The 25338-nt window shown below is 59.9% G+C and carries 19 protein-coding genes; 8 read left to right on the forward strand and 11 right to left on the reverse strand.

The window, feature by feature from the left end:
- Window positions 1–95: 95 nt before the first annotated feature.
- Entirely contained in the window at window positions 96–1706 is a 1611-nt protein-coding gene (locus tag C7S18_RS04685) for a serine/threonine-protein kinase (protein WP_106890464.1), read from the reverse strand.
- A 257-nt stretch (window positions 1707–1963) separates the two neighbouring features.
- Here C7S18_RS04685 and C7S18_RS04690 point away from each other — a divergent pair, with 257 nt between their 5' ends.
- The gene (locus tag C7S18_RS04690; RefSeq protein WP_106890465.1) at window positions 1964–2521 is read left to right on the forward strand and encodes a DUF3228 family protein; all 558 of its coding nucleotides are present in this window, start codon (window positions 1964–1966) and stop codon (window positions 2519–2521) included.
- Window positions 2522–2604: 83 nt separating this feature from the next.
- Here C7S18_RS04690 and C7S18_RS04695 read toward each other — a convergent pair whose 3' ends face one another.
- Window positions 2605–3747 (reverse strand): DUF1615 domain-containing protein, encoded by a 1143-nt coding sequence (locus tag C7S18_RS04695; protein ID WP_106890466.1) that lies wholly within the window; start codon window positions 3745–3747, stop codon window positions 2605–2607.
- A 194-nt stretch (window positions 3748–3941) separates the two neighbouring features.
- Here C7S18_RS04695 and C7S18_RS04700 point away from each other — a divergent pair, with 194 nt between their 5' ends.
- Together C7S18_RS04700 and C7S18_RS04705 are read left to right on the forward strand one after the other, a co-directional pair.
- Window positions 3942–4946 carry a hypothetical protein gene (locus tag C7S18_RS04700; protein ID WP_146151762.1) on the forward strand — a complete coding sequence of 335 codons (1005 nt, stop codon included), beginning with the start codon at window positions 3942–3944 and terminating at the stop codon, window positions 4944–4946.
- A 152-nt stretch (window positions 4947–5098) separates the two neighbouring features.
- On the forward strand, window positions 5099–6037 hold the full coding sequence (locus C7S18_RS04705) for a M14 family metallopeptidase (protein WP_106890468.1): 939 nt from the start codon (window positions 5099–5101) through the stop codon (window positions 6035–6037).
- Between the two features lie 132 nt (window positions 6038–6169).
- Here C7S18_RS04705 and C7S18_RS04710 read toward each other — a convergent pair whose 3' ends face one another.
- Window positions 6170–6832: a hypothetical protein gene (locus C7S18_RS04710; RefSeq protein WP_106890469.1), complete on the reverse strand. Its 663-nt coding sequence runs from the start codon at window positions 6830–6832 to the stop codon at window positions 6170–6172.
- Entirely contained in the window at window positions 6829–7596 is a 768-nt protein-coding gene (locus tag C7S18_RS04715) for a hypothetical protein (RefSeq protein WP_106890470.1), read from the reverse strand. The genes C7S18_RS04710 and C7S18_RS04715 overlap by 4 nt, the downstream gene beginning before the upstream one ends.
- A 190-nt stretch (window positions 7597–7786) precedes the next feature.
- On the opposite strand from C7S18_RS04715, the gene C7S18_RS04720 reads away from it, so the two are divergent.
- On the forward strand, window positions 7787–8320 hold the full coding sequence (locus tag C7S18_RS04720; protein ID WP_146151763.1) for a hypothetical protein: 534 nt from the start codon (window positions 7787–7789) through the stop codon (window positions 8318–8320).
- A gap of 317 nt (window positions 8321–8637) precedes the next feature.
- On the opposite strand, the gene C7S18_RS04725 is transcribed toward C7S18_RS04720, so the two are convergent.
- Together C7S18_RS04725 and C7S18_RS04730 are read right to left on the reverse strand one after the other, a co-directional pair.
- A complete protein-coding gene (locus C7S18_RS04725; protein WP_106890472.1) occupies window positions 8638–11367 on the reverse strand; it encodes a serine/threonine-protein kinase in 2730 nt (909 codons plus the stop codon).
- Entirely contained in the window at window positions 11364–11966 is a 603-nt protein-coding gene (locus C7S18_RS04730; protein ID WP_106890473.1) for an ECF-type sigma factor, read from the reverse strand. Before C7S18_RS04730 ends, C7S18_RS04725 begins: the two co-directional genes overlap by 4 nt.
- 165 nt (window positions 11967–12131) lie before the next feature.
- Between C7S18_RS04730 and C7S18_RS04735 the strand changes: the two genes are divergently transcribed.
- From C7S18_RS04735 to C7S18_RS04750, 4 genes are all read left to right on the forward strand, one after another.
- Complete coding sequence (locus C7S18_RS04735; protein WP_146151764.1) at window positions 12132–14084, forward strand: DUF7452 domain-containing protein; 1953 nt, start codon at window positions 12132–12134, stop codon at window positions 14082–14084.
- Between the two features lie 268 nt (window positions 14085–14352).
- Window positions 14353–15075, forward strand: coding sequence for a hypothetical protein (locus tag C7S18_RS04740; protein WP_106890475.1), 723 nt, complete (start codon window positions 14353–14355; stop codon window positions 15073–15075).
- A 119-nt stretch (window positions 15076–15194) separates the two neighbouring features.
- Entirely contained in the window at window positions 15195–16478 is a 1284-nt protein-coding gene (locus tag C7S18_RS04745) for a helix-turn-helix domain-containing protein (RefSeq protein WP_146151765.1), read from the forward strand.
- Window positions 16479–16486: 8 nt separating this feature from the next.
- Complete coding sequence (locus C7S18_RS04750; protein WP_106890477.1) at window positions 16487–18676, forward strand: AAA family ATPase; 2190 nt, start codon at window positions 16487–16489, stop codon at window positions 18674–18676.
- Window positions 18677–18834: 158 nt separating this feature from the next.
- Here the strand turns inward: C7S18_RS04750 and C7S18_RS04755 are convergent, their stop codons facing one another.
- The 5 genes from C7S18_RS04755 to C7S18_RS04775 all read right to left on the reverse strand — a co-directional run bounded on the left by C7S18_RS04755 (window position 18835) and on the right by C7S18_RS04775 (window position 25228).
- Window positions 18835–19452 carry a hypothetical protein gene (locus C7S18_RS04755; protein ID WP_106890478.1) on the reverse strand — a complete coding sequence of 206 codons (618 nt, stop codon included), beginning with the start codon at window positions 19450–19452 and terminating at the stop codon, window positions 18835–18837.
- A gap of 13 nt (window positions 19453–19465) precedes the next feature.
- Entirely contained in the window at window positions 19466–21982 is a 2517-nt protein-coding gene (locus tag C7S18_RS04760) for a serine/threonine protein kinase (RefSeq protein WP_106890479.1), read from the reverse strand.
- On the reverse strand, window positions 21972–22568 hold the full coding sequence (locus C7S18_RS24410) for an ECF-type sigma factor (protein ID WP_170113111.1): 597 nt from the start codon (window positions 22566–22568) through the stop codon (window positions 21972–21974). Before C7S18_RS24410 ends, C7S18_RS04760 begins: the two co-directional genes overlap by 11 nt.
- A gap of 1023 nt (window positions 22569–23591) precedes the next feature.
- Window positions 23592–24116: a hypothetical protein gene (locus C7S18_RS04770; RefSeq protein WP_106890481.1), complete on the reverse strand. Its 525-nt coding sequence runs from the start codon at window positions 24114–24116 to the stop codon at window positions 23592–23594.
- Window positions 24117–24124: 8 nt separating this feature from the next.
- Window positions 24125–25228: a hypothetical protein gene (locus C7S18_RS04775; RefSeq protein WP_146151766.1), complete on the reverse strand. Its 1104-nt coding sequence runs from the start codon at window positions 25226–25228 to the stop codon at window positions 24125–24127.
- Window positions 25229–25338 lie beyond the last annotated feature (110 nt).

A 25338-nucleotide genomic window follows, 5' to 3' on the forward strand; every position in this document is an offset into this window, starting at 1 on the left:
GGGGGTACTTGCGGTCAGAATCGTCACCACACGCAAAGCTGTTGGTCAACATGAGCAATAGGCTAAGGCGCGTTCGATGGGAGGGTGATGGCTCGCTACAGATCGCTGCTGTCAACGATTTCGAGTGACTTGGTCTTGCCGCGAAGTTCGTACACCCCGCGGCCCTCGGTAGTTTCCTCGTTGAAGTCGATATTCAGAATCAACTGCAGATCGCTCTTGCCTTGCAGCCGCACGCGGGACAGGGTCCAGGTGCTGCCATCCCGCTCTTCGTCCCGCTGCGCCTCGACCACACCGGTGAGCGTCATGGCCTTGGACTTCGGCCCGAGCAGTTCGGCGCGGATTTGCCCGCCTTGTTGTTCGAGCAGGCTCAATGTCCAAGCCTGATCGGTGTCGCTGACGCTGAGCGTATAGTGGCCGAGCAGGTACTCCGCCCAGGCGCTGCGTGATTCGGGATCGGCAGTCGGCGCGCTGTCGGGCTCGGTAGTTGGGGTCTCGTCAGCGGCTGTTTCGCTGGACGCGGCTTCGGCAGCATCTGATGCCGAGGACTCTGACGCCGCAAGTTCCGGATCCGTTTCCGTTGATTCAGCGGTGTCGGTTTCGTTGGCGTCGGCCGATGCGTCGACTTGATGCGACCCGGCATCCAATCTTCGGGCCGTGCCAAAGCCGTACCAGATCACCCAAGGCAAAATCAGCAGAACGGGGACAGCGATCAACCAGGATGCGCGCGAAGCAGGTCGGGCTTCCGCTTGGCGCGCAAGCGTCGGCGCTTCATGCATGCGGGTTCGCGCGGAGTCAACGGCAGGCGGCAAGGTCGGCGCGGCGCGCGGATTCGGCGTGGGCGAGCGGTAGTCGGCGCCTGCCGGCGGTAGCACCGCGAGCAGCGCCTGAACCAACTCGGAAGTATTGGCAAACCGGTCCTTTGGTTTGGTCCGCAGCATCGTGGCAATGAGTTCGGCCGTCGGCGCATCGACGTCGGCGCGAAACGTACGAACGTCAGGCGCCTCGGGCGGGTTCATCATCGTTTCGATGGCTTCGGCGTCGCTGTCGAATTGGTGCGGACTGCGTCCGGCCAGCAACTCGAAGAACACCACACCGAGTGCGTATTGATCGGTGCGGCCATCAAGATTGGCGTCGGGATGCCAAGCCTCGGGCGCCAGATAGCCGGTGGTGCCGAGTACCATGCCCGACTGCGTGAGTCGCGTACCGAACAATTCGCCACTGCTCGCAATGCCGAGATCCGCGATCTTGACGTGCTCGTTTTCGACACTCGTCGGCGTGGAGAGCAACAAATTCGCTGGTTTGATGTCGCGATGGACCACGCCCATCTCGTGAATGGCCGCGAGACCCCGGGCCGCCTCGAACATCCAGCGCTTCAGCTGCGCAATGGACGGCATGCGCAGTCGCGCCGCATCGGCCACTGAGCGCTCGAGGAGCTCCATCGCGAAGAACGGCGCGCCCTCGTGCATTCCTACCGAATAAATCTGCACGACATTGGGGTGATTGATCCGTGCCAGGATCCGCGCTTCCCGAAGGAAGCGCTCCATTTCATCGCGATGCTCTTCCCAGTTGCCAGACTGGACCTTGATGGCCAGATCACGTTGCAGGGCCGGATCGCGCGCCCGATACACCACCCCCATGCCGCCCCGGCCAATTTCACCGAGGATCTCGAAGCCGCCGATGTAGGGGGGGAGCACAGGATTGGGCACGGATTGGACCAAGTTTCAGCGAGTCGAAGTGCCGGAGTCTAACAGGGTGATCAACGGTGCCGATTCTGAATAGCGCGTCAATTGCAAGCCGAGCATCTCCTTCTGTGCCGGTCTTTTGACGATTCAATGGGTCCCGGTTTCAAAGAGCGGCGCAGATTATCGTGGGGCAGAGCAGGTACCTCGCTGCGCCGGGCAAAGTGCTTGGTCATGTTGCCCAAAATCATCGATCATTGTCAGTTCAATGCGATGGAGCCTGCATGAAGATTGTACTGACCGATTTCGCCCGCCCCCGGCTGTTCCCCAAGGAGCCGCGCAAGAACACCATTCAGGACATCACCCCGGAGCAGTTCGAGGCGCATTTGAACTCAGTACCGCCCGAGCGCGTCCTGGACGGCTACGCGCCATTCTGCAAACTCTACGTCTACCGAAACTGGACGTCGACGCGGTGCTTGACAGTCCCCATTACCGACGAAAATCGACACCTGTTGCGCTCCGACTACGATGCTCGCAATAAGGATGAGCTGCCGGTCTTGGCGCGGTGGTTCGAAGGTGTCGAACCGCCGGTCGCAGCCTACTTGATCGTGATTTTGTACGACCGCGCGCAGATGGCGAAGGAGGGCACGCCTGTGGACGCCGATTGGGGCGTCGTTGGGTGCATGTACACGGCCACGCCTGACGAAACGCCGATGGCGCCAATCACCATGATGCGCAACGCGCTCGGCGTCGCTGAAGGGGGCTCGGGCGTGCCATTGGATCGCGCGGCTTATCAGAGAAGCGTCGCATTTTGGCGCGTGCATGCGAACTGGCGTGGGTGATCATTGAGCGCCAATTGTCACCGCGCGGCAGTTGCGACCCATTCGTCGTCAAATGGTGCGCTGACGCGCGGGCTGGTGACGCGCTACTTCGGCGCGGCATACGCCCGGTTGATGCATTGTTGATAGCGCTCCTGCACCCGATTCGCGAACCACTCGGTAGTCAATTTACGTGTGATCTTCGGGCTCTTCAGCAGGATGCTCGGCAGCGCCGCTCGGGGCAATTGCCGACCCGCTTTGGTGTCGGCGCGCTCAAACACACGCTGGTAGGTTTCCGTTTGCTCAAAGTCGAACGCGTCTTCCAGAGTCAGATCGCGCTCGATTTGGGACGGGCTCAAATCCAAGCGGTCAGCAATCGCCAGTAGCGCCTGCTCTGTCTGACTTTGGGGGCGATCGCGGAATCGTCGCTCTGGAATGCGGAGGTCGCCATCGGGAATCAGCTTACGACCTGAGATTGACGACAGCACCTGCTGAAACGCCGCATTGCGACTCGCATACCAGCCCGCATTGAAATCGGCATAACGGTAGATGTGCCGCTGGTACGAGTTCGGGTACTTCAATAGATGGGCGATGCCGAAGTAGAGCCCGCCACGTCGCGTAAATACCTCGTCACGGATCCGCGCGCCCTGTTCATAGGGGTAGCCATGTGCTTCGGCAAACTGTTCGGCGAACGCAATCGATACCTGCATCGAGCCCCCGGTGTGGACGGGATTCGCACTGGCAAACAGGGTTTTCCCGAGCGGCACTTTGGCGATCATTTCGTCAAACAGGTCGCTCATGTCCTTTTCGGTGCGGAGCGCATTCAAACGCTCGTCGAAATTCTGTCCGTTGCCCGAGGGCAGCAACAATGCTGCGTGGACGGCAAACTTGGGGATCTTCAGGGTGGCGCCGCGCCGTTCAATTTCCAAGCGCGCAATGCTTGGGAGATTTGGAACCGTCGGGTTGGCGCGAAAGCCGGTTTCCTGCTCGATGACCGCGACGGCCGCGCACAGATTGTCGGTGCTGGGCGGCAAATCGAGATGCCGAAAACTCGCTTCGATGTCTGATGCCCAGGCCGATCGGTCGGCCAAGTTGGCCGGCAACAGATCGTTCTCCAGCTGGGCACGAATGTCTTCGGGTGTTCGCTCGGCCGACGGCGCGACCGGCGTTGATGCGCAGCCGCCCAGAAGCAAGGTCAGCGACAGGGCAGACAGAATCAGGATGGCACGGGCGGAAGGATTGATGATCATGGTGTGACTATACAAATTTGGTGATGGCTTCGCAGCTGGGTCGGCTTGGTCTGTCATCGCATTGCCGAACGCCGGCTGTGAGAGGCGGCGGCCGAGTCGCACAATCTGCCACTTGGCGCTGCGCGAACGACGACGTCGTCGCTGCCGCCTTGGCGACTGACGCAAGGACCTGGCGCGCCCTTACCATTGGCGCCATGACCAAATCGACGACCCTCCAATCGCTGCTGGTGCTCGCCGTCACCGTGTTGCTGGCCAGCTGCAGTCCGCCTGAGTATCCGGCTGATTGGCCGAAGCCCGTGGATGCCTGGCTCGACCGTCGGGGTGGTTGCCCGGACCTCAGCGGAGATTTTGACGCTGTGCGAACGGAATTGATTTGGCTGCTCTTAGCCGAGCGCCAGAAAACAGCCGCTGACAAGTACCACCACGAGCAACGAGCCCGCTTCACCCAGGCCGACGATGGAAACTGGTTGCGGATCGAATTGAGCTTGAATGAACGCGGTCTGCGCGACTATCGGGCCAACCAATTGCGCTTCAATCTTGATGACCCCATGCCGTTTCGACGGTTGACGCTGTATCGGGATCAGGACTTTCAATGTCGGAGCGGCTGGTTGGAGAGCCTGCATTATCCCGAAGCCAGTTCGACCACCGGCGTGCAACGAAAACTCGCGCGCTTTCGGCGCGATGCGGACCATGGATTGGTGGCCGAAACTGTCTCGGCGGTCGAGCGAACCTTGAGCTATTCGAGCGCGACCGGCGCGGCGTTCATCACCCAGGACGAGCGCGAGTGGCATCGCTGGCCGCAGCGCTCGCCCGAGGCCGATCAACGGCTCGGTGCCGAGCAATCTGTGACGCTGTATCGGTACGACTGGCAAAACGGTCCATCAAGCGTTCCTACGCGTTTCAATAACTATCGGATGCAGCCAATCTGTCTGCAACTCCATGTGTTCGGAACGGTCATCGCGCCCGCTGGTCCCGAGCTTCGCCGCAGTCGCGACGATGTGAGCCCGCTACCGCCGCAATGTCCCATTGGCTGGGGCAAGTTCGATCCCGGCGAAACGCTGCGGCGGGAATTCGCACTGCCTGAATACGGCGGCGAGTCCCAGCAGATTGTGTGGTTTCCCTTGGAGCAGGGGGAATCCGGTCGACAGATGATCTTGGTCAATGATGCCGCGCATTTGCCGATGATGCCTGAGCGTTGATCGCAGTACTTGGGCCGCTTGCTTGCATCGAGACGTCGCGGCGACGGGTAACAGTGTTGCGCCGTCGCAAAGTCGATCGGCGTGTGTCGTTGCACATTCGTGCCACATGGGCTAGCGTTTGATTCTTTCCCCCGTCGACGCAGTATTTACCTATGAACGAACAGCGCTTTTATCCGATTGGAACACCAGGACAACCTTGGGGCGACGCCGAGCGGGCGGAGTGGCTGTCACGACAGGTTCGTCATCGCTCCTATGCCGATGAGGTCGAGGCGCGCATTCTGGCGCTGGCGACGCGCTTTCAGGTCGATACGTATGGCGAGGTCAGCTATCAGGGCGAGCACTTTGCGCTGCACGCCGTGCGCGTGGGCCATTGGCGGGACGACCTGCCCTACATGCTGGTCACTGGCGGGGTTCATGGTTACGAAACCAGCGGCGTGCACGGCGCGCTGCAGTTTCTGGAAACCAGAGCGGCCGACTATGCCGAGCGCGTGAATCTACTGTGTGTGCCGTGCATCAGCCCTTGGGCTTATGAGCGCATTCACCGCTGGAATGGCGAGGCCGTTGACCCAAACCGTTCGTTCAAGACGCCGAGCGCGGCGCGCGAATCAGCGGCATTGATGCGCCTGTTGGCGCCAATCCAGGCGCGCTTCATCATGCACATCGACTTGCATGAGACCACCGATACGGATGAAACCGAGTATCGTCCGGCGCTTTCAGCCCGGGATGGCAAGCCATTTGAGCCGGATGTCATCCCTGACGGGTTCTATCTGGTCGACGACGCTGACAAGCCGCAGCCGGCGTTTCAGCAGGCAATCATTGCTGCGGTCAGTCAGGTCACGCACATTGCACCTGCCGATGATCAGGGCAACATCATCGGTTCACCCGTGGTCTCGCCCGGTGTCATCGAATACGCGTTCAAGCAGCTTGGACTCTGTGCGGGCGTGACGGACGCGCCGTACACGACCACAACCGAAGTGTATCCAGACAGCTCGCGTGCTACGCCCGAGCAATGCAATGCGGCGCAGGTGGCAGCAGTGTGTGCGGCCATCGAGTTCGCGCTGGCGGCTGCAAGCAAGGGGCAATCAGGTTAAGCCATGTCTGAGCAGCGGCTTGCCGACCCGGTACTTGGCTGAACTCGCTGCAGTCCCCAACTTTCGGAAGATCGAGAAGCGGCGCTGGCGCGAACAAGTGGTCGCCGCATCGATGCCCTGAGAATCGGCGCGCTAGGGCGTAACGGTTGTTGCGGGTGAGACGACCGCTGGGCAGGCCTCATTGCCCACACGAACTCGAAATTGTGTGGGTTGGTCGAGGCCCGCGTAGCTTTGCGTGGTATCGCCGTTCGCGAGCTTGTACCAGCGCAGTCCGTCTGGAGACTGCTCCCACTGCAACACGCTGCCGATTTGACCGGAAAGCGACAGCATGCCGGAGCTGCCATTACCGGATGGGGTCAGCGTCCCTGCGACCGACATCGCGCTGGACCGAATCGTCAGATTGTGCAGCGTGTTGTTGCCATTGTTGGGGTCACTCGCGAAATTGATCGACACCAACAGCGTATGATCGCCCGCGTTGCTGAAATTGCCCGGCACGTCAAACACCAAGGTGCGCGCACTCATCGATTCCCAAGGCGTGTCCAGCACAAAGAGTTGATTCTGGGACGCATTGCCGTCCAACGCGTACAGACCCAGAAACTGCGTGCCCGCATTCAGTCGGGCACCGTAGTTGTAGGCCACGACACGGACGGTTTCGTTCCCCAGCATGCAACCGGATTGCGGTGTGGCCAGGTTCAAGAGCGCCAGATCTTGTGCGCCGCTTAAGGGCGCGATGAGGCTCAACAAACAGAGCAGCAACAAGTTAAGGAAACAGGTTCGCGGCGCGGTAGTGATCATTCAAAATCTCCTTCAAACATGTGATCGGGACTCACCCAATGCGCCGACGACAGCGCGGCGGCGCAGCGCCCGTTTTGGACCAGCGCGCGAAACGCGTTGGGTGCTTCCAGATTGCTGAATCCTTGCGAGGCACTCTGATTCTCAAGTGAGAGCCAGCGCAGACCATCTGGACTGATTTGCCATTCGACGATCGCACCATGGTGACCCTGCAACGTCACGGCGCCAGCGTCGGCAACGGCCGAAGGACTCTGGGGCGTGCCGCCGACACTCGGGAGGAAGTTTTCGACGACAACACCGTCCAGGATGTCATTGGCAGGATTGGTCTCGCCGTCAATGCTGACTTGGGCGCGCAGTGTGTAAAGGCCTTCGGCTTGGAGATTGGCGCCAGTGAAGCTGAAGGTGTGGCGGAACGTGGCCATGCTGGGCAGCGGATTGCCGCGCAGAATGACCTCTTCATTGGCAGGCAGATTGCCGACCTGGTAGCTCAAACGGTAGATTGAGCCGCCCGGTACCGCGGTGCCGAAATTCTGGATTTCGACACTGACTGTTTCCGCGTCGCCGAGTTGGCAGCCGGATACCGGCGTCACGATACGCGTGACGGCAAGGTCCTGGGCCAGTCCGCGTTCTGGACCGAGCAGCAGGCTGAACAGGCACGCAATTAGCCAGATCAGCGGCGCCAGCTTGGTGCCGAGTGCGCTGACGATCGGGGCGCCTTGCCGATCAGGATCAGAATGGGCTGGAGGTGGTCGACGGATTGCCTTCATGGTGGGCAGGAGCTCGGGTGGGCGGGGTCTTGTTGAGCTAGCGAAATTCGACCAGCGAAATTGTCATCGCGCGCCAAATCAGGTCATCCACGCGCGCTGCGCGTCGGCTTTGGCAATCGCCAGGCCATACTCAGACTTGGTACAGTGAGCGCGCGGCACTGTGCCCGCACGGTCTGAAAAGGGAATCATCGTGAGCGGACGAGTTCTGGCAATCTGCGCGCTGTTGTTCGCCCATGGCATGGCGGCCGCGAAGGACGAAGCTGATCTATTGCGCGTCGTATTGCCCGATACGTGTCAGATCTCTGCGGAAGTTCGTCGGGACGCAGAGTCGGCCTGCTGGTATCTCGAGTGCGGCGATCGCCCGCTCCAGCAATTGGCTTGCGACGTAACGGCGATGCATCAGATTGCCGAATTGTCGCTGGCGCCGGACGGACAGAGTCTGGCCGTCTTGTCAGTCGGGGAGGGCCACCCGATCTTGGAATGGGTGGCATTGTCGCCACTCAGGGACCAAGGGCAATACCAGGTTCTGTGCGAGCAAAACCCGTATCCCGGCACGATCTGGCTGAACGGTTGGCAAGATGGTCAGATGAAGATCGGCGCGAGTGTCGATCTGCGGATCGATGGCGCCGAATCCCGAATCGACGTTTCCGATCCGCGGGATTTCGCGTTTTTGTGGTCGGCCAATCCTTGCGCGCTGACCGAACAGCCGCCGTCTTCGAAGTAGTCGTTGTATTGGCCGGACGGAGCGCTTATTCGCGCATCAAACGATCAGCGACGATGCGCGATGCTTACGACGGCGCAACATGGCAAGTAGCCCTCTCCCCGGCCCGCTCCCACTCGCGTGGGAGCGGGAGCGCGCCCTCCCCCGCGATCGCCGGGGAGGGTCGGGGAGGGGAATACTTGCGATTGGAGCGGATATCAAGCGCAGAAACCATGGTTACATAAATCAAAAAGTATCGTGTTTTCGAGGAGCGCCTTGGGAGCGTTCCCAGTGCGTGCAGAGGCGCCATAGACGCCATGGACTGCTTTGGCGCGCGTTGGCTACCAGAGTCTGAGGCGATCAGCAGGACGCCCGTAGCGCTGCTGAAAGCGTGTCGCCTGCGCCTGCAGATCGCGCGACGAAAGCCCGGGCCGATCGACTTCCGGAACGGAATACAGGACTGCATCAATCTGCATGATGCTCGGGTGCGTAATGCCCAGGCGTTCAGCCAACTTGCCGCGGACCCGAGATAGCAGCGGGACGGCTTCGGCGTAATGCTTGGCGTCGATCAGCGCGAAGCCCAGATTCGCCTCCAGTCGTTCGAGTGCGTGCCCACCATTGCCGCTGGCTGCGGCCAATGCAACGGCTTCGCGCAGGCGCGAAATCGCCGCGTCGGTTTGTCCTTGTTGACGCAGCGATACGGCATCGGCCTGTAACAGAAAACGACGATACGCCGCCTGCTGCGCCTGATTCAACTTGGCAAAGCGCGCCTGCAGACACTCAGACCATTGCTCGCGCTGCGCCGGGCTTTGCTCCAGTGCGGCTGCATACAATGCGCCGTAGCAAGCAACGAAGGCTGGGCCCTGCGGCAGATCGCGCTCGTCGGTCAGCGTCAGCGTGCGGGCGGCAAGTCGTTGGCTGTCCGCCGTGCGGCCGATGGCGCTCAAATCCAGTGTCTGATCCGCCCAGAGCATCTGTCGGAAGTTACCATTGGCCCAGCGGTCGATCCCGTCTATGGCATCGACATCATGGCGAATCTGGATGGCTTGCGCAAAGTTCCCAAGGCGCGCGTAGACGTTCGCCAACAGCTGGCGTTGACGGAAATAGGCCACATGATTGCGGCCGAGATCTTCCTCGGTTTCCTTGGTCAGACCGGCCATCGCATCAAGCACCGCTTGGTAGCGCTCGCGTGACCAATAGTAGGTCAGCAAATTCCAGCGCGTGTTGATCTGCTCGCTGCGGGCTCGCACGTCTGGGTGAGCTTGGTCGAATGCGAGAATTTCGAGCAACAGGGGCTCAGCTTCATCGAGCCGTCCAAAGGTGTTCAGCAGCACGGCATATTGTTCGAGCGAATGCACCGTTTGCTGACCGATCCCCGACTCAGCAACCCTGGCGAGCGCAATGCTCTTTTGGATGGCGTGCTCGGCCTGCTCAGGATGGTCTCGGTCCCGCTCGATCATGAACTGCACTTCAAAGGCAAATGCCAGTCGCATCGGATCGGGATTTTTGGCCTGTTCGAGTGTTCGCAACACGGGCTCCAGCGTGGTATTTGCGGCGTCGATCTGCTGGTTTTGGCGCAGGCTGTCGGCGAGTTCAATGGTGCAGATTGTGGCTGCGTCGCTCGCGGGCCCGTAGTTGCTGACCGCGAGCGCGCAGGCTTCGGTTTGATTGCGGAGCCGCGCGTCGAACTGCCGAAGGTCGAGCCGCATCCGCGCGAGCATCGTGAGCAACTCGTAGCGCAGTTCCGGGTCCAGGTCGGTCTCTTGTTGCAGACGCGTCTCGCCTTCCTGGACGAGATCTTCAGCCAGCACCTGGCCGCCCTTGCTCTGTTCCGGATCAATACTGGCGAACAGTTCCATCAGGAACGCCTTGACTGCATTGGCACGCTCGGCCTCGCGCGCTGCAACTTGGGCCTGCCACCACGTTGCTGTCGTGCCGCCAATAATCGCAAGCAGCAGGAGCGCTGCGCCGCCGACTGCAAGCCGGTGGCGCGATAGCATCTTGCTCAGGCGATACCCGACGCCACCTCGACGTGCAGACACTGGTGCGCCCTGCCGATACGCCGCCAGATCATCGAGAAGCGCATCGACCGATTGATAACGCTGTTCTGGTGCCTTTTCCAAAGCCTTCAGGCAAATGGCGTCCAGGTCACGGGAGATGCCGCGCTCCGGCGCAGTCTTGCTGGGCGGCATCGGTAGACGTTCGCACACCACGTGCACAAGCTCAGCCAATGCCAATCCGTGCAACGGCAGCGCGTCCTGCTCCGTTAGCAGGCGATAGAGCAAGGCACCCAGGCCATACACATCGGCCCGGGTTCCGACCGCGCCACCTTGGAGTTGTTCGGGCGCGGCATAGTTTGGCGTGGCGACCAAGTCGCGTGTCTCGCTGGCATTTTGGCTGTCGGCCGCAATGCGCGCGATGCCGAAATCAAGCAGAAACGGGCGCTGATTGGCATCGATCATGATGTTGGCCGGCTTGATGTCGCGGTGGATGATCAAGTGGCGATGTGCATGCGCCACGGCGCTCGCGACCTGGGCAAAGATTTGAAGGCGCAAGGCGAGGGGGCGCGGGGCGGACTTCAGCCATTGGTCCAGGTTCTCGCCATCGATCCAATCCGTGATCAGATACGCCCCTGCGCGCGCGTCCTCGCCAGCATCGAGCAGGCGCGCGATATGCGGGTGCTCCAATCGAGCGAGCAGTTCACGCTCTTGAATAAGGCGTCGCGCCGTATCCAATCGATCGAGCCTCAGGAACTTGATCGCCGCACGTTTCTCGTAAACGCCATCAGCTCGCTCGGCTAACCAGACCTCACCCATCCCGCCACGGCCCAACAGGCGAACCAATGCCCAGGCACCAATGCGTTGCCCGGCATGCCTCGACTCCGGTTCGAGAAAGCCTGCCGAGGCCTCAATATCGTTGAGCCAGCGTGCGACTTCCTGGGCCAGATCAGGGCGACTTCGGCGTAACGCCACCAGCGCTTCAGCGCGCTCCAACGGGTTCAGGCTCAGCAACCGATCCAGTTCCTGTTCAATCGCGTCGAACGCCTGCGCTTTCGGTGAATCGTCACTCATGCCGAGTCCTGTGGCGCGTCACCAAGCGCGCGAAAGAGCCACGCTCTGGCCTTAGCCCAGTCGCGCCGCACCGTCGCCGGGTCGCGATCTAAGGCGTCGCCGATTTCCGCTTCCGTCATCCCAGCAAAAAATCGCATCGTCACGGTCTCGGCCAGACGTGGGCTGTGCTGCTCCAGTTGCAGCAGGGCCTGATGCACTGCCAGCGCTTGCTCGGAGGCGCGCGCGTCCGAATCAGACAACGTGATGTCGTCCATTGGCACATGGACCGCCACATCGCCGCGCTTGGCAGTATTCGCCCGACGCGCACGATCAATGACGATCTGGCGCATCGATTGCGCCGCCAGTGCAAAGAAATGGGCCCGGTCCACGACTTCCAGATGGCTGGCCTGGCTGAGCTTCAAATAGGCCTCATGCACGAGCGCCGTCGTGTTCAACGTGTTCTGACAGAGCAGGCTGCCACGATGCTGCCGGGCAATGCGGCGAAGCTCCTGGTGCAGTCCCGCGAACAACTCGCGGATTCCCGGCGCAGTCTTGGCGTGCGATTCCAGCTGACGGGTCAGCGCATCAAAAGTCTGGCCGAGATTCGGAAGCTCATTCATGGCGTGATTATGGCCGATCCGTACCCGCGGTTTGGTGAATTGGCGCGACCCGCTGCGACCGCAAAAATCGTTCAAAATCAACCGCGTGTCTGTAGCGTCTGGCGATTGCGCGGTTTTTGGCGGTTCCTGCGATATCCCAAACAGTTCCGCCTGCCTGAGACCGCCATGAAACGACTCCTGCTGATTCCCGCCGCCTATCTGATCACTTTTGCCGCACAGGCCACGACGCTGACCTGGCCGGGCAGCGCCCCGTGCGACACCACTTTGCAGGCGTGCGTCAACGGCGCTGCTGTCAACGACACCATCCTGATCAGTTCGGGTGCCGGCGAGGTCACGACGCCGCTGCTCGTCAACAAACCGTTGATCATCAAGAGCGCTCCCACTGCGCGGGCGCGCTTTCGCAACACCACCATCGAGATTCAGTCGAGCTTTGCGGGTCCTGGCAATCTGAATGTGCTGGAGAACGTCCAGCTGATCGAGACCCCCTTGCTGTTGCGAATGGGCACCAACGAGCCTGCTGACGAACACACCATTGAGCTCAATCAGCTGGATGTCTTGGGCCCAGCGGGTCTGCCGACCGCGATCGGAATCGCGGCGCTGCAACAGTCCTCAGTCAAGACTGTCCGAATCCGTAACCTCCGATTCGCCGGAGGGTTCGGTGTGTCCACGTCTGGCCAGCCTCCAAGCCTCGCTCTAGAGATTTCCGACAGCCAATTCATCAACACCGTTAATGGTGTGCCGATAGGCCTGACCTTGAGCCATTCGAGTTCAGTCAAGCTGGTACGCAATCGGGTCGAGTCTCTGCGTGGTGCTCCGGGTATTTGTGTGTCGATGCAGGCGATTTCGGGCGCGACGGTGACCGCGGATTTGGATCGAAATGTGATTATCGGGTGCGAGGTGGGCATCAGTCAGATTGCCCAGGATGGCGCGCTTGGGCTGACGTCCCGCATCCGTAACAACACGATTCGGTCGAAGCTCTTCGGTATCGACATCACTGGCGCAACAGCGACCGCCACAATTGACAACAACATCTTCACGCGTATTGGCACGAACGCGGTCGCAACGTTCGAAATGCCAACGATCTTTATGGCTCACAACCTATACCACCAGACCGCGCAGCCCGCGATCGCCGAGACGAATCCGATCACGGGTGATCCGCAGTTTGTGTCGCAATACGATTTGCACCTGAATGCCAGTTCACCCGCGATCAACGCTGCGCTGGCCGCGTCGATTCCGGCTGGTGGCGATTTCGATAGCGTGACGTCGACGTTGCCGACAATCGGTGCATACAACTATCACTTCGGTGGGGCAGAGGTCCACCTGGCCACGACCGAGAACTCGGCGTCGAACATTACGACGATTCCAGACACGATCTCGCGCCCGTTCAGTGAGGTCATGGTGCAGAGTATTGTCGAAGGCTTCCCGCTGCCGGCTTGGGCGCCGAATCATCTGGGCGTCTATACGACCAGCAGCGCGCCGTTGCGCACCGTGATCTTCAGTCAGAACCAGCAATCTATTGCGCCACCGCGGCGCTTCTTTGTTCTCGACAGCAACCGTCACCAGACGCTCAGTCATACGGCGGACGCGAGCAATATCAGCAATAACCTGACCTATCTGAACTGGGCGCCGCTAAACGGGAATCTCTTTGCGAAGCCCATTGTGACCCAGCGCGCGATTCCGTTGGGCGGCGTCGTCAACAACCACCCCATCGGCGTCTGGTACGACGTGCTGAATGCGCGTTGGGCGATCTTCAATGCCGACCAAACGGCCATGCCGCAGGGCGCGTTGTTCGATGTTACCTTGGCCAACGACGGGGCGCCCTATGCGTTCACGGCCCCGGCCGCAAACAGCACGAGTCTTGACTTGATCATGGATCACCCCATGCTCAACAACACACCGTGCGCGGCCGTGTTGGTGACGCCGGTCTATCAAGGCGTGTATGTGCCGTCTGCCGTCCATCTTCGGTACCGACCCACGACCCATGATGGCGGCCGCTGGACGGTGTTGCGCGGCGACGGCAACTTGTTTCAGAACAACATGGACATGAACGTTTATGTTGATCCGACCCGTTCGCGAGCGTGCTTGAGCGACGGTCTGTTTGCTTCCGGGCTGGAGTAGCGCGGCAGTCCGTCAGGCGATCCGGGTGTCGAGCGTGGCAGACGGTACGCAGGGGCTCGGATCGGCCGCTTGACAGAACGTCAAGTGTTGGGCGGACAGGTTGGCCATGTTCCAACGTCGATTGAATGACGATACTGGTCCGGTCGCACAGGGAGGGTCCGAATCAGTCCATCCTGGACTTTCGGACTCGCATTGGCTCTGACCTTGTTCTGAGCCGCCACAGCGAGCGCGATCAGCATCCTCAACGCAACTCGGATTGGAGAACGACATGCAATATTGGTTGGACATCAAAGAAGGCAAAGGGCAACTCATCGCCGTGACGCAAGAGGCGGTCTACGCCGAAGCCGGCGCCATGAACCAGCTAGACGCGCAAGCACAGCGATTGAAAGCCGGCGAGTCGCCCGCCCAGGTATTCGGCAAGGACGCCACCCATGTCGTGTTGCGTTCGGCTACCAAGCTCAGCTGGAGCACGGCTGACGACGAGCTTTCATTCACGATTGGCAGCGGCAAGGAGAGCAAGACCGAGTCATTGAGCGTTGATGATGTGGGTATCCGGGAGCAGGTCTATCTGGCGGTGCAACGTGTCACTGACGGCCGGTTCCAGCATTTCGAAGACCAATACAGCAAAGCGCGGGCGGCGTTTGCGTCGGCGCTGACGCTAAGCATCTTCGCGCTCGGCACCGGTATTGCGGTGAAAGCGGCGATTGCGATCCGGTCTGTGGATGAGTACGTGGTGGAGGGCCGTCGCAAAGGGATGAAGCAGTTGGTGGTTTGGGTGCTGGATACCCTCGGGCCATGGGGCGTCGGCGTGATGGGCGCACTGCTTTGTGCCATGGCGTTGCTGGTGTTGACGACCCGCCTGCGCGAGCCGCCATTTGTTCGCATTCTGCAGGCCGACCGCTATTCGCCCCAGGCGTCCTGGGTGACGGCCGTCAAGTACGTCATGCTGGCGGGGCTCTGGGTCTTGATGGCGCCAGCGGCATTTTTGTAACGACCTCTGGCACCGGTGGGATGGTCGGTCTGTCGGCCCTGAATCGCGAAGCTGCTATGGTCAAGGTTTCGCTAACGAGGATGCGCCAGGCGCGTTGCCCTGAGGACTCGAATGGCCCCGTGTCATTCGAGGTCTTGGCAGCCAGCGCTGGCACCGATGCAACGATGAACCGCCAGCAATTTGCCGAACTATTGAGTCAGCATATGCGCCGGATTCGCGCCAGCGCCGCCGATGTGGCTGCCGAGATCGGCATGAGCCGGGAAGCCGTCAACAACTGGCGAAATGGCGATTCGATTCCAGGGCGCCGTCACCGGGATCGGGTCTTGGCCTGCGCGCGCTATCTGCGGCTATCCGAGCAGGAGACCAATGTGCTGTTGCGTGCTGCGGGCTTCGAGCCAGAGTTTCCAGGCGATACCGAGCGGCAGGAACCAGATCAGGCGCAATCAGAGCCCGCGCGATCTGAGGTCCTGGCCGTATTTGAACAGTTGCAACGACTGAAGCCCTATCCCATCTTGATGCTGCTCTGCCCGGCGCATCTGGGTCAGCCTCCTGAGCGGCACGCCATTCTGGTCGAAGCCGGTCGGCGGTTTGGCCGGGATCGTGTGTTGCATCTACAGCCGCCGTATAGTCTCAGCCCAGACACCGACCGGTACTTTGCGGCGTTGGCGGCCCATTGTGGGTTGGATGGGGTGAACTCCGATCTGGAGTTCGAAACAGCGTTGTCTCGTCGCCTGCGTGAGCCAGCGCCTCTGTTTTGCTTGGTCAGTCGATTCGAGCAGGCGCCACCACAACACCGAGATACATTGGCCGGCATCCTGCGCAGCCTCAGTGAAATGCACAGCGGCAAACTCTTCTTGTTGATTTGTGGCGGCGAGGGGCTCGCATCGCTGAAGTTCGAAGGCGGCGATCTCTCACTTCTCAATATCGCGCAGACGAGCCGATGGCCCGAACCGGAGGCAGCGTCACTCGTGGGGACGCTCTCTGCGCCGGGACTCGATGCGAGCGCGTGCAAAACGGCATTGGCGGTGTCCGGTGCGCACCCCTTGTTGCTTGCTGAAGCGATGCGCCTATTGCACGAAGAGAATGACCTGTCACCTTCAACGCTTGCTGCGCGCTTGGAGGAGTCTGATCTGCTCTGGACCAGCTTCTTGCCCTGGCTGAAACATGCCGACGGGCGCCAGCGGTTGACGGCGTTGCTCAACAAGGATGCGCTCGGTCCCGTCAGGCCCTGGCTGCAAGATCCAGATCTGCGCGCGCTGTACTGGTCCAACCTGATTGTGGAACAACGCACCGAAGCCCATACCCGGGTGCTGGTTTGGCGGGCTGACTTAGTCCGTGCGCTCGGGCGACGGGCGTTGCACGAGGCGAACGCGCTGACTGAATCCGGTGAGACGCCGTCTTGAGCAGGCTGATGTTCTCGCGCCCGCCCTGGTGGCGCATGCTCCTGGTGGCCGCGTTGTCCTGGCTGGTGCTCAGCAATTGGTTGCTACCTGAATTGAACCCATTTCGATTTGCCAGGATCGGGGCTGACGCCGAAACGGGTTCGATGCTCGCATTGGTTCGGCACAGCATGCAACAAATCAAGGTCGAGTCGGTGGACTACTTGACCGAACACCAAGCCTGGCCCAAAGCGCCCATCGATATTTACGAGCCAGACAACAATGGGCTGATCGCACTCAGCATGCCAGCTCACGGTGTCTTAAGTATTCGAATGGTTAACGGATTCGATCGCAGCACCGGCTTGCGGGATACCGAACTACTGCTGACTTACGACGCCAAGAATCGACGCTGGCACTGTCAACCAGGACAACCAGCGCCGCCCGACGCATGGTTGTTCGACGAGTGCCGCCTCCCGGATTCAGGCGCGATGTCGCCATGGTGGATCGCACTGTTCATTGTCATGCTGAGCATCCCGCTGAGTTGGATCTGGTTGGCCCGGTTCGATCCGATTCTCGCAAGCATACAAAGCAACCCGAGGCTACTCCGGACCATACCATTGAATCGTTTGCCAGCCGTCCACTGGCGCCTACGCTCACTGTTCCGAACGTCCAGCACGCTGGCGGTCGCCGGCATCAGTGAACCCGATTGGCAACTGGCACTGAGGTGGCGTGAACTCGCTGCGGATGAACGGCTGAATCAACTGGCACAGCGTCTGGCGGCCGTGCCTGCACCCTGGCCACATGGCCAATGGCCGGGCTGCTTTCAGCTCTGGCAACTGCCACCGACGTTTCCATTGGCCTTGGAGCGCGTGTTGGTCTATCTGCCAAATGCCGACCTCAGTCACCACGAATTGCTACAGTGGCTTCGTCATCAGCGATTGAGCGACGACGTGTTTCTGGTTGTCAGTCCAAATGTCGCCAGCGACAAGGGCTTGAATGCATGGGCGTCAGACTCGAATCACATTGCCGCCTATGCCGACCAATCCGTACTCACTGAGTGGCTGCTGGCGCCTAGTGCCGAGACCGTATTGGCAGATTTGTTCGCCAAACAGTTGCCGGTCACGCGCATTTCACCGTATCAGACACGGGGTGGTATCACGCGGCCGTCAGGCTTTTTTGGCCGGCAGCAGGAGCTCGCGCGAATACTCAATCGGGAGCCCAGCAACTACCTGCTTGTCGGGGGTCGCCAACTGGGCAAGACCAGTCTGATGAAGGCGGTCGAGCGCCATTACGCGGGACATCCAGAGGTGGCCTGCCGCTACGTGTCGTTAAGGGACCATCGACTGCGCGCACGATTGTCGCAATGGGTAGATGCTGATGCGGATCTGCCCCTGGCGGCGCTACTCCAGCTGATGCAGCAGCAGACCGGCAAGTCGCGCTTGCTCTTGCTGATCGATGAATGCGATCTCTTTCTGCGCGACGATGCGCGCTCTGGCTATCCGCAGCTCTCTGAGCTGCGCGCGCTGAGCGAGGAGGGGCAATGCCGCTTCATCCTGGCTGGCTTCTGGGATCTGTATGAGGCCGTGGCGCTGGATTTTGCGTCGCCGATTCGCAACTTTGGTGACGTGCTTCGCCTTGGGCCACTGGACGAGGCGGCATGTCTGGCCTTGGCAACTGAGCCCATGCAGCGACTCGGGCTCCAGTTCGAGCATCTGGACTTGCCCCAGCACTTGATCGAGCAGTGCGGTCATCGAGCCAATCTGATTGCGATCATCTGTCAGCAGCTTCTGGAGCAAGCCAAGCAACCTGAGCGCGTGTTGACGAGAGGTCAACTTGAGGTGGCCATGAAGTCGGAGGCGATCCAGGATGCACTGACTGGTTGGAGCAAGCTCAGTCCGTTCGACCTGGACAACCGATTTGATCGGGCTTTGGTCTATCAGGTGGCACTGAACACGTTGAGCGGGGCCCCTGAGCTCGACTTGCCGTCATGGGTCGCAACACTTGCCTCGGCTGGTATTCGTGCCGCTTCCGAGCAGCTTCGAAAATCGCTCTTGCGCCTGGAGTTGGCATACGTTCTGAAACGCGTGTCGGTCTCAGGAACCGGAGTCAACAGCGACACACAAAGTACGTATCAGTTTGCTGTGCCGCTGCAAAGCCGAAGCTTTACCCTCGGTGAAACGCGAGTGCTTTTAGAGGGCGAATTGGCAGGGCTTGATCCATGACAAGCACGGATCTCGGGCACGGAAATCGACGGAGGGTCTGAACGTCCAGGATGGATAGGTTCAGACCCTCACTAGGCGTTCGCCAATCCATCATTGGCCGAATCGTGCCGAATTCGGCCAATAGATGGGGCAGTTCAGGCGCCGCCGTCAGTTTCGATTCAACGCAAGCGGGGGCCGAATGCGGTGCCGCTACCGCTGCATTTGATGGTTCGCTTCGCTTCAATCGTGCCTAAGGTGTAGCCGCTAGACACATACAACGTGATGCTGCCACCACCAGAGTCGCCAGTGTCTGAAGCACAGGTAATGGTCACTGACCGCGCTTCTCTGCTGCTAACCCGAACGTTACCGCTGGTCGACCAGTAATAGGTCAGCAAAATGTCGTCAGACGTCGGGCTGGCATCGCACGTGAGACCAGATTGGGACTTGTAGCAGGAGATGAATGACAGGAGTCGGTCAGTCGCGTGTCTTCTAATGCTTGAGCGGTAGATCGTTTCGCCGGGAATAACGTCGTCAACCGGCGTGAGGCTTTCGGTGCCGCCGCCGCCAATCTGCGGCGTGCATCGATTGCCGTCAGTCCGTGACTCATAGTCATAACGCACACTATCAAGTTCGGCGTTGAAATCCTCGGTCCATTCGGGGCGGAGTTCCTCGTTGCAATAAGGCAGTGGATCGTCTGGGTCTGTGCTGGGTGGCGTCGTGGCATTCGCGAACGGGGCTTGGAACGCGGCTAAAGCAAAGATGAGCGAGAAGCAGGTGTTGAATATTGTCCGATTCATAAAAGTACTCTCATTAGTGATACAGCGATTGATTTTGGGGTACGGCAAGCAGCTCGGGCTGCTCTGTGTAACACAGGGCCGTTCTTGCCTCGGCACATAAAGCAGAGAACGTCCCCATGGGGATGGCGCATGCTGTGTCCTGAGTAAACGCCCCGACCGGGTCGTCCGCACAAGGTAGTCGCCAGTATGCGTGGTTGAGCCATGCCAGATAGTCCGGGCGCAACGACGTATCGGCACCGGTCTTGGTCATCTTGGGCGGTCTGATCGATGTCAGAATCGTCATCGAACTTCGAAAGTCGCGTTGCCGACCGAGGTACTTGGCATACTCGACCGCTACAAACTTGTGGAATTCTCGCAGGTCATCTCGGTCTGCACGCGTCAGCAAATCCTCGAATCGCTGCCGCACCACGGCAGGATCTTGTTTCGCCGCGGCGAGTGACATGACAAGGTTGATTTCCATACGCATGCTGCTGCGGTGATTCCGGCCAAACTCGTTCGAGAAGCTGCGAAAGGCGCGTTCGTGAAAGACTACTGCTTCGTTGTCTCGGCGCTGCTTTGATAGTGCGATACCAATCAGCGACGCGATGCCGCCGACGACCAGCGAGTCTTCGCCGTATTTGGGCCGCAACATTTCGAGGATGGCCTTGCCCTCGTCAACCAAGACCTTGTCGCCATTTGCGGCGGCAATCGTCTTCAATCGGACCAATTCCAAGCGCGTCAGATTCGGATGGTCTGCAGGGAGTGCCTTGCGCGCCGTCGCGAGCGCCGTTCGGAGCCCCGCAAGTGCTTGGCCCAGATCATTCTGCTGGGCGAGATTCAACGATATCAAGCGCTGCAACTCGATCCAGAGCGGATGGTCCGGGCTGGTGCTTGCCAACAGTGGCTTCAGTATTTTCACTGCATCGGCGTACTTGCCGCTGCGCGACGCAATGCGGGCGCGCAGCCATGCCGAGCGAACCTGGTCCGATGCCGGCAAATGCTCACACGTATCGAGCTGCTTTGCCGCTGCTGTCAATTGGTGGTGTTCGACTTCGATCTGCACGGAAAGCAGACACAAGCGTGAGTCTGTTTCACGGGCCGCTGGGTCAATCCTGGCCATCATATTGTCTGCGTCCTGCATCAGTCCGAGCGACAACTGGACTTCGATCAAGGTGACCGCCAAGTCTTGAAACGCGCTGTCATGCTGATCGATCAATGGTCCCAGTGACTGGGCAGAACGCTCGAGCACTTGGCGCGCCGTGAGGTCACCGCCCAATTCGCCAGTCGGGTCGGCGCCCTCGAATGCCTGCTTCATTGTATTGAGTGCGAGATTGGCGCGGTCGCGCTCACCGAGGATCACTTGATACTGATTCCAGGCAACGGCCAACCCGACCAGCGTCGCGAGAAAACTCAGTCCTGCAAAACCGCTGGCGAGACGGTTTCGGGACAAGAATTTCTGGAGGCGGTAGAGCGCTGTGTTGTCTGTGACAGAGACCGGCTCGTTCGCCAGCAGGCGCACCAGATCAGCGTCGAACTGCTCCACGCTGCCGTATCGGCGTTCTGGTTCCTTTCGGAGGGCCTTCGCCACGATACGTTCCAGATCGGCTGGAATGTCTCGCTTCTGATGGTTGGTCTTGCCTTGCGTCCGCATGGGCGCTGGTGGGACGCTCAGGACCAGGCTTTCAAATTCGCCGGGTGTCTTGCCTTCCGGATCAAAGATCGGACGGCCGGAAATCAGTTCGTATAACAGAATGCCCAGTGCATACACATCAGTCGCAGCCCCGCAGGGCAAGCCGCGGATTTGCTCGGGTGCGGCACTGAGCGGCGTATACATGCGATCACTGGTCATCGTGTGCCGATCGTTGTCGGCGATGAGTTTGGCGATGCCAAAGTCGAGCAACTTGACCACACCATCGGGCCGCACCATTACATTGGCCGACTTGATGTCGCGATGAATGATCAGCTGTTGATGGGCATAGCTGACCGCGGCGAGCAATTGTCGGAACAGCCCGATCCTGGCGCGCGTGCCGAGCCCCAGCTGATCGGCGTAGGCGAGCAAGGGCTGGCCTTCCACCAATTCCATGACGACGTAGGTGTTGCCATCTTCATCTGTTCCGGTGTCGATGAAATGGGCAATGCCTGGGTGGCTGAGCCGCGCGAGAATCTGGCGCTCGACCCGAAAGCGATCTTCCGAAGGTGTGCTGAACAAGCCCTTGCGCATGACCTTCAGGGCAACCCACTGTTCCGTATCGTCGACGCGCCGCGCGCGATAGACCTGGCCCATCCCGCCTTCGCCAATTGCCTCGAACAGCACATACTTGCCCATGCGGCGACCGGCCGTCAGCGCCTGGTTTTCGGACTCAGCAAGCAGTTGCAGTGGCTGCTGCGTTTGCAACTTGGCCTGGCTGCCATAGCCCAGCAGTCGGATCACTTCGTTGGCCGTAGCCTCGTCTTCGGCCGCCGAGCGCACAAACTGAACGCGCTCCGCTTCTGGATAGTCGAGCGCGGCGTCGAAGAGCTCACGCACCCGGGCATAGCGATTACTCTGCATGCTTGATGCCTGCCTCGTCGAGTTCGCTGGCGAGCCAGTGGCGGGCGAATCGCCAGTGGCGCCCAACAGTCGCGACGGAAGAACTGCACACGTCAGCAATCTGCTCGGCTGTCATGGGTGTGAAGAGTTTCATTTCGACGACGCGGGCGCATTCCGGGTCCATGGCCGCGAGTCGATCCAAGGCGGCATCCAAAGCGATCCAATCGATTGCCTGGTTGCCGTCGGAGGCTGCTTCATTCTCAGCCATGCTGTGCACGTCGACCATGATCTTGCCGCCACCGCGCTTGTCCGCGTAGCGTTCGCGAAGGTAGTCAATGACCACCCGCCGCACGACCGTCGCGGCAATCGCAAAGAAGTGCTCGCGATTCTTCCAATCCACGCTGTACTGCTCGCGGAGCTTGATGTACGCGTCTTGGGCCAGGTCGGTGGCGCTCAGCGTCACCTCATGCCCGTGCTTTCGAAGTTGCGACTGCGCCACTTGCCGGAGAATGGGATAAATCGCCTTGGCCAGGGCGCTCTCTGCTTGGCGGTCGCCAGAGCGCCATTGCACCAACAAAGATGTGATTGCGACGGCTTCGATGCTCATGCTTTGGGGCTGCCTATGCTTGCTGTCGCTCCGGTCATGCCCTGTTACTGGCCGCCGACGCCATGCCGAACCACGACTCCCCGTTCCGTGGCGAAGTCGAATCAATTGCAGAGTAGGCGCGTCTGTTTGAGCCAGACATGCGCTCACGATTGAAGCCGAACCAGCAAAATCCTCAGCGCATTCCGCCCCACTGGGCAAAGTGGCCCCAGTGCGCGTCAACCCTGGCGATGGATGTTGCCAAGCCCCGGTCTCATGGTTGGAGACACGATCAGCCGACCACACACCACTAGGGTTTCTGGTCAGGAAAGCTGAAACATCGGCCCGCGACTCGCGTTTCCGCAAATCGAGAGGCTCCCCTGTGGCGGCGAATGTTACATCACGTTTCATGAGTCAAACAGTTTGAACCAGGGGTATCGCATTTCTGTTCAGGGACCGCTCAGCGTGCCGGCATGGCGTGATGGAAAACCCGTAAAAACAACGAGTTATATCGCTTCCTGCGGTGGGAAATTGAGCCCCGACACGACTCTTTGTCATGCCGTCTATGTGCACTCGGATTAGCGTGCCCCAATCGATCAAGAATAAAGTTTCGATTGTCCGAGTGTTGCGCTGACGCAACACATGGCCGGGCTCTTGCGGTCTCTTTCGGCACCTAGATGCCAGTTCAAGTCAGGAATTGCTTCGTTTTCGAAACTGATGAGCCTGCTGGTCACGGCGCTGGTGCGCATACTCGCCAAGCAAACGACGTCCCTCGAACCGATGCGACGCCGACCGACCTCTGGGGCGCCATTGAGACAGAATGTCCAAAAAACCCTCGGACCAGAACACGCTCCGCTGCACGGCGAGGCTTCTGATCGACCACCAATACATCCACGCCATACCAAATTGAGTCCAAAGTAATGCGTGACAAAGTCCGAATACAGAAAGATGGATTGGGACTCTGAGGGAAACAGCTCCTATCTACAATCCCAAGCTGCCGGGTCTTGGCTAACCCCGAAAAACTTGGCCTTACGGCTTCAGAGCCGTTCAGCTAGGCTTGCTTTCGCGGACGCTGCATTCGCGCTGGAATCGCCTCCAGGCATAGTCGAAGCTCAGGTCAGGATAGCGTTCGATGACGAGGGCCAGATCCGTGTAGTTGGCGCCGAACGCTTTGCAGAAGCTTGACACCGCGTGGTCTGAGAAATCAACGCGTTTGCGCCTCAGGGCCTGGCGAATTTTCTCTTGCGGTTGGTCAAGGTCAATGACCATCATTCGGCACAAAGGCGCCAACAGTCGATGGAGCCGAATCGGCCAGTGACTTGCGATCAGCAACGGGCGTGCGTGGCGCATGGCATCGATAAAGCGCGGCAGATCGCGGAGGTCGTACAGTTCCTCGATCACATCAAGGTCTGCACGCGTTTCACGAAATGCGGCGTGGCGCTCAATCATGAATCGAATCGCGCTGCTCTTGCCCGCACCGCTGCGCCCACAAAACACGACGCCACGATTACGGCCGAGGGGCAACGATGCCAAACCCAGAACGTCATCAAATGGCGGTGATTCAGTCCTCATGGGGCACGTCATTCCGGTTCGTTGCGATAGAACTCGCGCCAATCGATGCCAGCAGCTTTGCCCTTCAGTTCTTGATCGACGAATAGCGGGTGGAGCAACTGCACTTCCCAATCCACAGCCAGACCATGACTGCTGCTTGCGTCGATGGGTGGATACAGGCAATCGAACATTGGCGTGAAATCAACGTAGCCTTGCACATAGTGCTGTAGCGGCATGCGTGCTGGGACGTACGGGATAAACTGTTCGAAGAGAATCACGCCGTGTTTTGGCGTACTGAATGAAATGGTGCGCTCCTTGGTGCCCGAGCCCCGTTTGTATTGGCCCTTTTCAAGATTGACCGCCACCACTCGGATGGTGATCTTCTCCAACGGCACGCGCGATACGCCTTCCAGCATGTCACCGATCGAGACGGTTAGTCCGCGGTAGGGCAGCTGTTGGCCATCTTTCATCTTGATGTGCATGTAGCGACGCAGTTGGGCTCGGATGATGAGCCAGAGCGTGACACTCAGACCACCGCTGCCCGCCAGAGATTTCATGATGGGTGACTCTGACCCATCGGAACCATGGTGATCGTAGAACACCGTGGCTGCCTCCGGGACAAGCTCATCATGGACGCCAATAGCGGCATTGACCAACGCGAGCAAACCGCCGATGACGAGCAGGCCCAGCACGAGGATCTTGTTTCGCAGCGGAATGGCCGCGATGTTGGCACCGAGACTGTAATGATCCTTGGGTTCGATCAAATCGTTGCTGGCGGGGCTGTGGGCCGCCGTGCGTGGCAGTTCGGGCAGCTCGATTTCGGCATCGGCGGTGGTGTCGAACAACACCCCATCGTCGACTTCCAGACGCGCCATCAGGCGAATCGACACATCATCGCCTCGGTAGGCGAACCGCGGCTCAATCGTTTCAGGCAAGGGCAGTTCCAGGGTGGTTCCCTGCACGGTGAAGTCGTGTCGCGACAGCTCCTGGTAGTAATGGATGCCGCGCGAATCGTGCACATAGACCTGTCGGAGTAATTTGAACACAGCCTGATGGCCGACCGCCGCACTCGGCATGTCGTCAATGAACACGCGCTCTTCGCCAGAGGGAGTTCGGTCGATGCGTGCACGCATGGGTAGGGTCCTCTTTGCCGGGCTGTGCGGGCTGGCGTGACGATACCAATTCCCTGCCATCGTGGGAGAGGTTCCGGTGGTTGTCCACTCAAAATCGCACTCAAAATCGT

The organism is Ahniella affigens, from assembly GCF_003015185.1.
In the GTDB taxonomy this organism is placed as follows: Bacteria; Pseudomonadota; Gammaproteobacteria; order Xanthomonadales; family Ahniellaceae; genus Ahniella; species Ahniella affigens.